We start from the raw sequence: 13620 nt of genomic DNA, 5'->3' as shown, positions 1-13620 counted from the left end.
TGCACCAGCCGAGGGCGGGATTCCGGAAGTCGAACAAACCCCCTTGCCAAATGGTCAAGAAGTGTTGACCATTGGACCCATGCCCACCGATGATCTTCCCGAGGCGTTCCACGTCTCCACCGACGAGCAGCTACGCGCCGTCTCCAATCTCACGCGCCACCGGATCATGGCCGTGCTCCGCTTCGAGCCTGCGACGATCACTCAGATCGCCGAGCGGGTGGGCCTGGCGAAGGGGAGTTCCAGCTACCACGTACGGCTGCTGGAGCGGGCCGGCCTGGTCAAGGTGGTGCGGACGCGGAAGGTCCGGGGGGTCACCGAGCGGTACTACGCCATGGCCGCGCGGTCGATTGTGCTGCCGGATCCGGGCGAGGGCGGGCCTGATGTGCTGATGCGGCACGCGGTGGCCGACCTGGAGGCATCGCCGGTGGACGGCGAGCGGCACGTGCGGATGGCGCACCTGCGGCTCACCGAGGAGCAGTTCGCGGAGCTGGGGGCGCGGCTGCAGGCGCTGACGGACGAGTACCGGGAGTTGTCCGATCCGGCACTGCCGGACGCCTCGCTGGTCTTCGCACTGTTCCACCCGGCACCGCGCCGGCAGGTTGAGGGGGACTCCAAGTGAGCTCAGGGACAACGAAGTTGCCGACCGGGTTCGGACGGCTGTGGACGGCGCAGACGGTGTCCTCGCTCGGTGACGGGGTGTCACATGCCGCACTGCCGCTGCTCGCGCTGACGTTGACGCGGGATCCGATGGCGCTCGCCGTCGTCACGGCCGCCGGGACGCTGCCGTGGCTGCTGTTCGGGGTCCTCGGTGGTGCGCTGGTGGACCGCTGGGACCGTCGGCGCACGATGTGGGTCACGGACGCGGCCCGCGCGGTGCTGCTCGCGATACCGGCGGCCGCCGCCGCGCTCGACGCGCTGAGCATTCCGCTGCTGGCGGCCGTCGCGTTCCTGCTCGGCCTCGGCGGGATCTTCTTCGACACGGCCGCCACGGCCTATCTGCCGGACCTGCTCGGCCGCGACCCCGCGCTCCTGGAGCGCGCCAACTCCCGCCTGCGCAGCGCCCAGACCGCCGCGTCCGGCTTCGCCGGGCCGCCCGCAGGCAGCGCCCTGCTCGCGCTCGGGCGGGCGGTCCCGCTGCTCGCCGACGCGGTCTCGTTCGCGCTCTCCGCACTGCTCGTACGGTCGCTGCCGGCCGCGCCCAGGCCCGTACCGGAGGCCCGTGAGTCGCTGCTGCGGCAGGCGCGGGCCGGTGCCTCGTACGTGTTCCGGGATCAGTTGCTGCTCGGGCTCGCGCTGCGTCCGGCGGTCGGGAACATCGCCTTCCTCGCCGTGGAGACGGTGCTCGCCCTCTTCGCGCACGACCGGCTCGGTGTCGGCAGCTTCGGCTTCGGCCTGCTGCTCACCGCGGAGGCCACCGGTGGCCTGCTCGGCGCGGGCATCGCCTCCTTCCTCGGCCGACGACTCGGCACCGGCACCGCGCTGACCTGCACGGCCGCGGTCGAAGGGCTCGCCATCCTGGGCCTGGCCGCCGCCCCGAACCCGTACGTGGCCGGCCTCGCGCTCGCCGTCTGCGGCGCGGGCATGGGCGCCACGATGGTGCTCGGCCCGTCCCTGCGGCAGGCGATCGTCCCCGCCCACCTGATGGGCCGGGTCGCCTCCACCTCCCGGATGCTCGGCATGTGCGCCGCCCCGTTCGGCGCCTTCCTCGGCGGCTGGCTGGCCACGACCTACGACGTACGCACCCCGCTCTACACCGCCGCCGGCCTCCTCCTCGCGATGACCGCCGTCACCGCGACCATGACCAGCAACCGCCGGGTCGAGGCAGCGCTGCGATCCGGAGCGGACGCACACCCGGCAGCGGTCGGCGCCGAGTTCGTCGCATCGTGAAACCTTTTCGCCGGTTTGGGCGTGTAAACAACCAGGAGCGCGGAGGGGACGAGATGAACAGGCTGGGCAAGGCCGTCATGGCCGGGATCGGTGTCGGCGTGCTGATGTGCACGGCGGCATGCAGCGGCAGTGGCGGTGACGGCGGGTCGGCTGACGGTGCGTCGGCGAAGGCCGCGGTGTCCGCCGCCAAGATCAGCGTGGAGCCGGCCAACGGCGCCACGGACGTCAAACCGGGCAGTGGGCTGAAGGTTTCGGTGGCGGAAGGCAAGCTGACCAAGGTCACCGTCACGGACCAGACCGGCAAGCAGGTGCCCGGCGCACTGCTGCCGGACAACAGCGGCTGGGCCCCGTCGGCGGGCCTGGCGGTCGCCTCCCGGTACACGGTGCACGTCGAGGCGGCCGACGCCAAGGGCACGGCGACCAGCACCGACAGCTCCTTCGCCACGCTCACCCCCGCCAAGGAGGCCGGTCCGCACGACAACATCGTCGACGGCTCCACCTACGGCGTCGGCATGATCGTTCGGCTGGAGTTCAAGGAGGACGTCAAGGACAAGGCCGCCGTCGAGAAGGCCGTCACCTTCGAGACCTCGGACGGCGCTCCGGTCAAGGGCCACTGGTTCAACAACCGCTGGGTCGACTTCCGGCCCGAGACGTTCTGGAAGTCCGGCAGCAAGGTCACCGTCCACTACCGGCTGAAGAGCATCGAGGTCGCACCCGGCGTCTACGGAGGCATCGACAGCGACCAGACCTTCACGGTGGGCCGCGACAAGCGCAGCACCGTCGATGCCGCCACGCACCAGATGACCGTGGAGAAGGACGGCCGCGTCGTCGAGACCATCCCGATCAGCACCGGCGCCAGCTCCCCGAAGTCGTGGAACGCCTACAACGGCACCATGGCCGTCATGGAGCGGAAGGAGTCGGAGGTGATGGACTCCTCCACCGTTCCCGGCCTGGAGGGCAGCGACTACAAGCACCCCGTCCCGCACTCGCTGCGCCTGACCACCTCGGGCACGTACGTGCACGGCAACAACTGGTCCGACGCCAGCGTGTTCGGCCGCGAGAACGTCAGCCACGGCTGCGTCGGCCTGCAGGACACCGTGGGCGACAAGGGGAGTCCGGACTCACCGGCCGGCAAGTTCTTCGCCGACTCCATCGTCGGGGACGTCGTGACGATCAAGAACTCCGTCGGCGAACCGGTCAATCCCTCGAACGGCTACAGCGGTTGGAACGTCCCCTGGAGCAAGTGGTAGCGGCTCCGGCCACCGGCCCACGTACGCCGGTGGTGCCGCCGCACCTCGTTCGAAAGCTGTCCGCCCGAGCCCCTACGATGACGGCCATGACTACAGGGGGGCCGGGCGCCCAGCTCGTCGACGGCCGGTTCGAGTTGCTCGAGCGGCTCGGTGGCGGCGGCATGGGTCTGGTCTGGCGGGCCCGGGACATCGTGCTGCAGCGTGAGGTCGCGCTCAAGGAGGTCCGCCCGCAGGACCCGGCGATGCTCGCCGCCGACCCGGCCGCGGCCTTCGAGCTGCGCGAGCGGGTGCTGCGCGAGGCCCAGGCGCTGGCCAGGCTCCAGCACCCCAATGTGGTGATCATCTATCACATCGTGGACACCGCCGAACTCGCCCACCCCTGGCTGGTGATGGAGCTGGTGACCGGCGGCTCGCTGCACGACCGGATCAACCAGGGCGCACTCTCGCCCCAGCAGGCCGCCCGGGTCGGCCGCGGCGTGCTCTCCGCGCTGCGCGCCGCCCACGCCGCCGGCATCCAGCACCGCGACGTCAAGCCCGCCAACGTGCTGATGCGCACCGACGGCACCCCGGTGCTGACCGACTTCGGCATCGCCGCGCTGAGCGAGACGACCAGCCTGACCGCGACCGGCTCGCTGATCGGCTCGCCCGAGTACATCGCCCCGGAGCGGATCCGCGGCCACGAGGGCAATCCCTCCTCCGACCTCTGGTCGCTCGGCATGATGCTGTACGTCGCCGTGGAGGGCCACCACCCGCTGCGCCGCGCCACCAGCTTCGCGACCCTGGCCGCCGTCCTGGACGAGCCGCTCCCGCCGCCGGTGCGCTCGGGCCCGCTCGGCCCCACGCTGATGGCGCTGCTGGCCCGCGACCCGGCCGTCCGGCCCGACGCCTCCCAGCTCGACCGCCTGCTCGCCGCGGCCGAGCAGGGCATCGACGGGACCGTCGGCGGCGGGTCGGTCTTCTCGCCCACCCAGTCGAGCGACAGCGTCCCGTACACGCCGACCCAGCTCACCGGCACGGTGCCCCAACCCGCCGGCCCCGCTGACAAGGTGCCGCCCGGGTACGACACCGGCGGGCACCAGCCGGAGCAGCGCCCGACCACCCGCCGGCGCACCGGCCCGGTCTTGGCGGCGGTGGCCGGCGTGGCAGTGGTCGGCCTGCTGGGTTGGTCGCTCAGCCAGGGGACGCTGAAGTTCGGCAACCCCGACGCCACCGGCTCTTCCCCCCAAGTCACCGGCACCGCCCCTGCCTTGACCCCCGCCACCACCAGCACCACCCCCAAGGCCGCGCCCTCCGTCGCCGCCGCCAAGGACCTGCTCACCCCGAACGGCGCCCGCGCCCTGGTCGACGCGATCCGCGCGGCCACCGGCAGCACCACGATCACCGATCTGACGGTCTATCCGGACTACGCCAGCGCCAAGGTGGTGAACAAGGACAACCCCAAGCACTACGACACCGTCGACTACCGCAACGGCAAGGCCACCAGCAAGCCCGGCGGCTCCGTCGACAGCACCAAGACGGTGGACCTCACCAAGATCGACTGGAACCAGCTCCCGACGGTGCTGCCCAAGGCCCAGACCGAGCTCGGTGTCGCCAACCCCAAGTCGCGCTACCTGATCATCACTTACGGCTGGTTCGCCGACGAGATCACCATCCGGTACTACCTCTCGGACGACTACGGCGGCGGTTACCTCACCGCGGGCGCCACCGGCAAGGTGCTCAAGGTGGTCAAGTCCGGCTGACCGCCCCCGTAGGAGGCGGTCAGCGGGGGGTCAGCGCAGTCCGGCGAAGAGGTCGTCCTCGGGCAGCGCCGCGTCGGTGGTGTCCCGGACCCGGACGAAGGTCTCCACGCCCATCAGGTCGGTGAACCGCTCCAGGCCCATCTTCAGGAAGAAGATGTTCTCGCCCTGGCTGGCGTGTGCGGCCAGGGCGTCGAACTTCTGGCCGGCGAACGCGGCGGTGTCCACCCAGGTGCTGATCTCCTCGTCGGGGAGCCCGATGTCGGAGAAGTCGACGGCCTCCTCCGACTCCGGCTGCTCCTCGTCCCCGCCGAGCTCGCGCATGGCCTCGCCGAACCGCCGCATCGTCGAGAACGGCACCGTGGTCCAGTACACCTTCGGCGTCAGGTCGGTCAGCTCCAGCGCCGCCATGGTGATGCGGTTCGCCTGGATGTGGTCGGGGTGGCCGTAGAAGCCGTTCTCGTCGTAGGTCACGACCACGTCGGGCCGGTACTGCCGCAGCAGTGCGGCGAGACGGGCGGCACCCTCCGCCACCGGGGCCTGCCAGAACGAACCGGGCGCGTCGTTGGTCGGCCAGCCCATCATTCCGGAGTCGGCGTACTCCAGCAGCTCCAGGTGACTGATCTTCAGCACCTCACAGCTCGCCTCGAGTTCCTGACGGCGTATCGCCGCGACGGCCGCCGGATCGTGCCCGGGGTCCCCGGGCTTCACGCCTCCCGGCCCGTCACCGCAACCGCCGTCGGTACACGTGACGAGGACCGTGCGGATGCCCTCGGCGGCGTAGCGCGCCAGGACACCGCCCGTCCCCGTGGCCTCGTCGTCGGGGTGGGCGTGCACTGCCATCAGTGTCAAGGGCCGGTCAACCATGAACATCCTCCGGTTCGAAAAGTGATCAGTCCGAGTCTGCGGCATCCGGGCGGCCGACCGCGTCCGATTTCCGGGGAGTACCGGAACCGGCCGAGCCCCGCCTCCCGATCGTCGGAGGCGGGGCTCGGCACAGCGCACGGTCGGTGCCTAACCGAGACCGCGGGCGTCCTGCTTCAGCGCGGTGTCCACGGTCAGCGCGGTCGCCACGACCAGGCTGATCAGCGGCTCGGCGAGCGGGCGGTGGATCTGGAGCACGTAGTTGTCGGCCGTGGTGAACATCGTCTTCGCCAGGCCTTCCCAGGTCTTGGTGATCCGGGCGATCTCGGTGTCCGTCTCGTCGACGATGGAGAAGTTCCAGGCCCGCCAGTTCTCCGCCTTGACGGCGCCGACCTTCCGGCCGCCGACCTCCAGCGCGAAGTTGATCTTCCCGATGGCGTTCTGCTGGACGATCTGGCCGACCTCCTGGCCGTCCGGACGCTGCACGATCACCCGCGACTTGATGAACTTCGCCGGGCGGGTCAGCAGCAGCGCCGGGGCGCCCTGGGCGTCGCGGATCTCCAGCTTGTGGGTCAGGTACTGGTCGATGGAGAAGAGCAGTCGCACGATCTTGCGCAGACCGCTCTGGCCGACCTGGACCACCGAGCCCAGCGTGGCGCCCTGCTGGTCGAAGACCGCGTACTCGTTGGTCAGCTCGATCAGCTTGGCCTTCTGGTTCACCACCAGGACCGGCTCGGAGAAAAGAGTGCCGCCGCCACCGGTGACCGGTGCTACGCCCGCCTGCCGCTGCACCTGACGCTGGACCTTGGCGGAGTCGCCGGCCGGGGCGGTCGGCTGCCCGGCGATATCCGGGGTGTTCGTGTTCTGGGACATGGCGGGCAGCCTAGGCCCAATCCTCCGAACGTAGCTAGATCATTTTACTGCCCGGGTTCGAGGGGTGCGGCTGTTGCTGCTCGTCGGGCAATTCTGCTCAGTCGGAACCTCCCGGTCAAAGGACCTTTGTAGGGGCGCACTTGGACTTTTCGGCGCGCTGCGCGGGCTGCCGGGCCGATGGCGGTGGGGTCCTTGACAGGCCCCGTATCCGCTGCCACGGTTTGAGCGAAGTTGCTTGCCAAGCCACCCATTTGAGCAACTTCAGGCACCGTGGTCGCCGCCCGAGCCGACCCGGTCCAGCGCTCCCCCTCACAGCCCCGCGCTGTCACCGAAGGAGAACCCGTGTACTCCCCACCCCGCAGAAGAATTGCCGTCGCACTCGGCGCCACCCTGCTCTCGCTGGCCGGTACGACGGCCGGGCCCGCGCAGGCCGCACCCCCCGCCGCCACGTACACGGTCACCGTCTCCGCGCCGGTGCAGTACACGCACCCGACGGACACCCCGGCCGTGCCGTACATCGACAAGGACGGCACCTTCTACTTCCAGCAGTCCGCGGCGCTCTACGGCAAGACCGACCCCCGGTACTGGGACTTCTTCACCGGCACCGACTTCGACACCGCCACCCGCTCGACGGCGATCAGCAACGCCGTCAACCCGGCCAACTCCAACGACCGGAACAACGACACCACTTGGCGCTGCAACAACAGCCCGACCGGTCTGCAGGCCACCTTCGCGCCGAGCGGCTCGGGCTACGCGCAGAAGAACTACTGCGACCTGTCGGGGCTGTGGGTCGATCCGGACACCGGTGACTGGTACGGCCTGGTCCACAACGAGTTCACCCCGCAGCCGTTCGGCGACGGCCTGCACTTCGACGCGATCGACTACGCGGTCTCGACCGACCAGGGCAAGACCTGGACCATCAAGGACCACGTGATCACCTCGCCGTACAGCACCGCCCGGGGTGACACCGCCGCCTTCCCGAACCAGACGTACGACTACGGCGACGGCGACCAGCGGCTGCTGGTCGACACCGCCTCCGGGTACTTCTACGTCTTCTACGGCTCCCGGGTGGTCGACAAGAACGGCAGCTGGAAGGCCTTCCACGCGCACGTGGCTCGCGCCCCGATCGCGTCCAAGATGGCCCCGGGCTCCTGGCAGAAGTGGTACGACGGCTCCTGGTCCGAGGCCGGTACCGGCGGCCGGGAGAGCAACATGGTGCCCGTCGGTGCGTCCAACACCACCGGCTACACCCCGGTGGCCGGCGAGTACGACCCGGCGAACACCGGCACCGCCGACCAGCAGATCGCGGCCGGGAAGATGCCCCCGACCTCGCCGCTGTTCGTCATGGACGTCACCTACAACGCCTACCTGGGTCTGTACATCGCCGAGCCGCAGGCCGTCGACCAGAGCGGCAACGCGCCGCAGCAGTACTACGCCACCGACGACCTCTCCACCCAGAAGTGGTTCCCGATCGGCGACTCCGGCAGCTACCACACCGCCTCCTGGTACCGCTGGTTCCTCGACGGCGCGAACCGCACCAGCTCCACGATCGTCGGCAAGACCTTCCGCTCGTACTGCTCGTTCGGCTGCTCGGGCGGCGCGTCGGGGCAGTACGTGAACGTCACCATCGGCTCCTCGGCACCCGCCGCACCCCCGGTCGACCCGACCAAGGCGTACCGGATCTCCAGCGGCAACGGCCGGGTCCTGGCCCAGGTCTCCGGCGGCTCGGCGACCACCTCGGTGGCGAGCGCCACCGGTTCCGCGCTGGAGTCCTGGATGTTCAGCTCCAACGGTGACGGCTCGTACCGGATCGCCAACGCCTCGACCGGGCAGCTGCTGGGCGTCAACTCCGCCTCCACCGCCGGCCGTGCCTGGGGTGCCAAGCCCACCGTCACCGCGGCGGGTTCGAGCGTCGGACAGCAGTGGTTCATCATCCCCGGCACCACCGCGGGCAACGCGCCGACCGGTACGTACCGGCTGGTCAACCGCTACAGCGGCCTGGTGATCGGGATGTCCTCGGACAGCAGCCGGCTCGCCGAGACCACGCCCACCCGCAGCTGGAACAACGCCACCGGCAACGCCGTCGGCGGGACGCGTGCCGCGGGCGAGCAGACCCTGACCCTCACTCAGACCGGTTCGGCACCCGAGACGGTCGTGATCGCCAACCCCGGTGACCAGTCCACCAAGGTCAACACGGCCGTCTCGCTCCAGCTCGGTGCGACCGACTCCGCCGGGAAGCCGCTGACCTACTCCGCCACGGGCCTGCCGGCCGGGCTGTCGATCAGCTCCGCCGGCCTGGTCTCCGGAACGCCCACCACCCCCGGGGCGTCCACGGTCACCGTCACCGCGACCTCGGGCACCGCGACCGGCACGCTGTCCTTCAGCTGGACGGTCAACCCGGCGCTCAGCGGCACCCACACCGTGCTGACCTCGGGCAAGGCGCTCGACGACCCCGACCACTCCACCAGCCAGGGCACCCAGTTCGTCACCTGGAGCCCCAACGGCGGCGCGAACCAGAACTGGGTCTTCACGCAGCAGACCGACGGCTCGTACCAGATCGTCAACGGCCTGTCGCAGCTGTGCATGGACGTCAGCGGTGGCTCGACGTCGGCGGGCGCCCAGGTGATCCAGTGGGCCTGCACCGGCGGCAGCAACCAGCGCTGGCTGGTCACCCCCGCGAGCGGTGGTGGCTACAAGATCGCCTCCCAGAAGAGCGGACTCCTGCTGACCACCGCCACCACCTCGAACGGATCCCTCGTCACCCAGCAGCCGGACACCGGCTCCGCCCTGCAGCGATGGACCGTCAGCTGACACGCACGCCACTGAACCGGTGAAGGGAGGCCGCCCGCTCAGCAGAGCGTGCGGCCTCTCGGGCGTCCATGAGATCCGATGAATATCGGACTCTGTCTCAATCTGACTCGATAATGCGCAAAGTATTGCCCAATAGGTCGGATCTATCACACACTCCGGTACTGGCAGGGAGCCCCACCCGACAGCCGCGCTCCCGCCAGGAGGAGGACCGAAAGATGCGAGCACCCCGGTGGAGAACGGCGAGGTCCGGCATGCTGCTGGGCGCGCTGACCGCCGCACTGCTGGTACCCGTCGCCCCCGCGGCGCCGGCCGCCACGGCAGCCGACCCGAACACCCTCTGGTACGCGCAGCCCGCCGCGAACTGGGAGACCAACGCCCTGCCGATCGGCAACGGCGCCCTGGGCGCCATGGTCTTCGGCGGCGTGGGCTCCGAGCAGCTGCAGTTCAACGAGAAGACCCTGTGGACCGGCGGCCCCGGCTCGTCCGGCTACACCTACGGCAACTGGACCTCACCCCGGCCGACCGCCGTCCAGGAGGTCGTCGACGCGATCGACGCCACCGGCAAGGCCGACCCCAACTGGGTGGCGAGCAAGCTCGGCCAGGCCCGGTCCGGCTTCGGGGCCAACCAGACCTTCGGCGACCTGCGGCTGGACCTGGCGGACGCCAACCCCTCGTACACCGGCTACCGGCGCTCGCTGGACATCGCCAACGCCCTCGCGAAGGTGTCCTACACCAGCGCCGGGGTCGGCTACGACCGCGAGTACTTCGCCGCCAACCCCGGCAACGTGGTCGCGGGGCGGCTGACCGCCAGTCAGGCCGGGAAGATCTCCTTCACCCTGCGCTACACCTCCCCGCGCGCCGACTTCACCCCCACGGCGAGCGGCGGACGGCTGACCGTGCGCGGCACGCTCGCCGACAACGGCATGAAGTTCGAGAGCCAGGTCCAGATCACCACCGACGGCGGCACCGTCACCAGCACCGGTGGCCAGGTCAAGGTCGTCGGCGCGAACAGCGCCACCCTGGTGATGAGCGCGGGCACCGACTACGCCCAGTCCTACCCGACCTACCGGGGCGCGGACCCGCACGCGAAGGTGACGGCGGCCGTGGACGCGGCCGCCGCCCGCCCGTACGCCGATCTGAGGGCCGGTCACATCGCCGACCACCGTGCGCTGTTCGACCGGGTGAAGCTCGATCTGGGCGGTGTGATGCCGGACAAGCCGACCGATCAGCTGCTGACCGCCTACACCGGCGGCAGCTCGAACGACGACCGGGCACTGGAGTCGCTGTTCTACCAGTACGGCCGCTACCTGCTGATCGCCTCCTCGCGGCCCGGCTCCCTGCCGGCGAACCTCCAGGGGGTGTGGAACAACTCCACCGCGCCGCCGTGGAGCGCCGACTACCACACCAACATCAACGTCCAGATGAACTACTGGCCCGCCGCCCAGGCCAACCTGGCCGAGACCGCCGAGCCGTTCACCGCCTTCGTCGAGAACCTCAAGGCGGCGGGCACGGTGAGTGCGACCCGGATGTTCGGCTCCCCGGGCTGGGTGGTCCAGAACGAGACCAACCCCTTCGGCTTCACCGGCGTCCACGACTGGGCCACCGCGTTCTGGTTCCCCGAGGCCAACGGCTGGCTCGCCTCCCAGGTCTACGACCTGTACCGGTTCAACCAGGACCGGACCTTCCTGCGCGACCACGCCTATCCGTTGCTCAAGGGGGCGGCCGAGTTCTGGCTGGCCAACCTGCGCACCGACCCGCGCGACGGCAGGCTCGTCGTCACCCCGAGCTACTCGCCCGAGCACGGCGACTTCACCTCGGGCGGCTCGATGGCGGAGCAGATCGTCCTCGGGCTGCTCGGCGACACCCTCGCGGCAGCGCAGCAGCTGAACACCGACACCGACCTGCAGAGCCGGCTCAGCACCGCGCTCGGCAAGCTCGACCCCGGCCTGCGGGTCGGCTCCTGGGGCCAACTCCAGGAGTGGAAAGCTGACTTGGACAGCCGGACCGACGACCACCGGCACGTCTCGCACCTGTACGCGCTGCACCCCGGCCACCAGATCTCGCCCGACACCGCCCCGCAGTTCACCGAGGCGGCCAAGGTCTCGCTGAACGCCCGGGGTGACGGTGGCACCGGCTGGTCGAAGGCCTGGAAGATCAACTTCTGGGCCCGGCTGCTGGACGGCGACCACGCGGAGAAGATGCTCACCGAGCAGCTCAGGAGCAGCACGCTGCCCAACCTGTTCGACACCCACGCGCCGTTCCAGATCGACGGCAACTTCGGTGCCACCTCCGGGATCACCGAGATGCTGGTGCAGAGTCAGACCGGGGACATCCGGATGCTGCCCGCACTGCCCGCCACCTGGTCCACCGGGTCGGTCAGCGGCCTGAAGGCCCGGGGCGATGTGACCGTCGGCGCCGACTGGCAGGCCGATCACACCGCGACCTTCACCCTGACCCCGCGCAACGACGGCCAACTCGCCGTCCGCAGCCCGATGTTCACCGGTGCGTACGGTCTGCTGGACACCACCACCGGGCAGCCGGTGACGGCCGCCCTCAGTGGAGACCGGATCACCTTCGCCGGGGTGGCCGGCCACACCTACCGGGCCACCGGCGCCCTCGCAACGGGCCCGCAGAGCGGCCGGACGTACACGCTGACCAGCCTGTCCAGCGGCAAGCGGGCCGACGTGCGGGGCGGCTCCACCGCCGACGGCGCGGCGGTGATCCAGTACGCGCCGGGCACCGGTGGCAACCAGCAGTGGCGGCCGGCCGACGCCGGGAGCGGTACGTTCACGCTGACCGCCGCGCACAGCGGCAAGTGCCTGGAAGTACCGAGCGCCAAGATCGGAACCGAGGGTGCGCCGATCCAGCAGTGGGGGTGCGGGAGCGCCGCCGCCAACCAGAAGTGGCGGCTCGAGCCCGCCGGGACGGACCTCTACCGGCTGGTGTCGGTGGCGAGCGGCAAGTGCCTCGACGTCCCTGGTGCCTCGACGGCCGATGACGTCCAGCTGATCCAGTGGACCTGCAGTGCCACCGCTGCCAACCAGAAGTGGCGGTTCGGCCAGGTGAGCTGACCGGACGACCCGGCGCCCCTGCCCGAGCGGGCGCCGGGTCTGTCCTTGTACGTCCGATGGCCTTAACCGATCATCAGCAAACTCCCAGGTTCGGCTCATCCGTGCATGACAGGCTTCCTCGGCGCGAGCGCGCCCCACGCTCGTCCGTGACCCGAGGAGACGCGCCTGTGACCGATCTGCACCAGGCCGCAGCACCAGCCGCCGCCCCCGCGCCGTCCGCCTCCCCGCACCGTTGGCGCCTCGTCCGCTGGGCGGCCTGGCCGCTCTACTTCGTCCTGCTGGCCCGGTGGACGTACGTGAACGGCCTGCCCTACACGGACGACCTGGTGTTCCTCTGGCTGATCGGCGCCCTGCTGGCGGCCGCCGTCCACGGCGGCGAGGGGTGGCGCCGGACCCTGTCGGTGCTGCGGGACTGGGTCCCGGTGATGGCGGTGGTGTGGACGTACTCACTGCTGCGCGGCTACGGCGCGCACACCCCCTGGGCGCCGCACCTGCGCCCGCAGTTGGCGTTCGACACGGCGCTCGGCTTCGGCGAGACGTGGTCGGTCCGCCTGCAGCACGCGCTCTACACCCCCGGCACGGCGCACTGGTACGACTACGCCGCCGTGACGGTCTACATGTCGCACTTCTTCGTCGTCTTCGTGCTGCTCGCGGTGCTCTGGCGGCGCAACCACGCGCGGTTCCGGCATCTGCTCGGCTGCTACGTCGGTCTGACCTACGCGGGGTTCCTCACCTACGTGCTCTATCCGGCGGTGCCGCCGTGGATGGCGGGGGAGCGGGGCGCCACCCCCGCCGTGACCAGGATCGTCGCCGACGTGCTGGGCCAGGTCGAACTGCCCCGTGCCGCGTCCGTGTTCGAGGACGGCAGCCGGTTCGCCAACGACGTCGCCGCGATGCCCTCGCTGCACGCCGCCTACCCGATGCTCATCGCGCTGTTCTTCTGGCCGACCGCCACCCGCCGGGTCCGCGTGCTGCTGGCCGCGTACCCGGCCGCGATGGCCTTCACCCTGGTGTACGGCGCGGAGCACTTCGTCATCGACATCCTGGTCGGCTGGGCCTACGCCTTCGTCATCGTCCGCCTGGTCACCCGCTTCGTCGAGCGTCGGGCGGCCGCGGCAGCGCGCTGAG

9 protein-coding genes are annotated in these 13620 nt (G+C 70.5%); 7 read left to right on the top strand and 2 right to left on the bottom strand.

The window, feature by feature from the left end; translation table 11 throughout:
- The first annotated feature begins 79 nt into the window (after positions 1-79).
- From F4556_RS07760 to F4556_RS07745, 4 genes are all read left to right on the top strand, one after another.
- Positions 80-619, top strand: coding sequence for an ArsR/SmtB family transcription factor (locus F4556_RS07760; RefSeq protein WP_184912808.1), 540 nt, complete (start codon positions 80-82; stop codon positions 617-619).
- 17 nt (positions 620-636) lie between these two features.
- Positions 637-1887, top strand: a complete 1251-nt coding sequence (locus tag F4556_RS07755) for an MFS transporter (RefSeq protein WP_221503552.1) — start codon at positions 637-639, stop codon at positions 1885-1887.
- A gap of 53 nt (positions 1888-1940) precedes the next feature.
- On the top strand, positions 1941-3137 hold the full coding sequence (locus tag F4556_RS07750; RefSeq protein WP_184912804.1) for a L,D-transpeptidase: 1197 nt from the start codon (positions 1941-1943) through the stop codon (positions 3135-3137).
- An 86-nt stretch (positions 3138-3223) separates the two neighbouring features.
- Positions 3224-4876: a serine/threonine-protein kinase gene (locus tag F4556_RS07745; protein WP_184912802.1), complete on the top strand. Its 1653-nt coding sequence runs from the start codon at positions 3224-3226 to the stop codon at positions 4874-4876.
- Between the two features lie 30 nt (positions 4877-4906).
- On the opposite strand, the gene F4556_RS07740 is transcribed toward F4556_RS07745, so the two are convergent.
- Entirely contained in the window at positions 4907-5740 is an 834-nt protein-coding gene (locus tag F4556_RS07740; protein WP_184912800.1) for a PIG-L family deacetylase, read from the bottom strand.
- A 147-nt stretch (positions 5741-5887) separates the two neighbouring features.
- Positions 5888-6610: an LURP-one-related family protein gene (locus F4556_RS07735; RefSeq protein WP_184912798.1), complete on the bottom strand. Its 723-nt coding sequence runs from the start codon at positions 6608-6610 to the stop codon at positions 5888-5890.
- A gap of 342 nt (positions 6611-6952) precedes the next feature.
- Between F4556_RS07735 and F4556_RS07730 the strand changes: the two genes are divergently transcribed.
- From F4556_RS07730 to F4556_RS07720, 3 genes are all read left to right on the top strand, one after another.
- Positions 6953-9421 carry an RICIN domain-containing protein gene (locus F4556_RS07730; RefSeq protein WP_184912797.1) on the top strand — a complete coding sequence of 823 codons (2469 nt, stop codon included), beginning with the start codon at positions 6953-6955 and terminating at the stop codon, positions 9419-9421.
- 215 nt (positions 9422-9636) lie between these two features.
- Positions 9637-12492, top strand: a complete 2856-nt coding sequence (locus F4556_RS07725) for a glycosyl hydrolase family 95 catalytic domain-containing protein (RefSeq protein ID WP_221503551.1) — start codon at positions 9637-9639, stop codon at positions 12490-12492.
- Between the two features lie 167 nt (positions 12493-12659).
- Complete coding sequence (locus tag F4556_RS07720; protein WP_184912795.1) at positions 12660-13619, top strand: phosphatase PAP2 family protein; 960 nt, start codon at positions 12660-12662, stop codon at positions 13617-13619.
- Position 13620 lies beyond the last annotated feature (1 nt).

Source organism: Kitasatospora gansuensis, from assembly GCF_014203705.1.
In the GTDB taxonomy this organism is placed as follows: Bacteria; Actinomycetota; Actinomycetes; order Streptomycetales; family Streptomycetaceae; genus Kitasatospora; species Kitasatospora gansuensis.
This window is presented reverse-complemented; position numbering and strand designations above follow the sequence as displayed.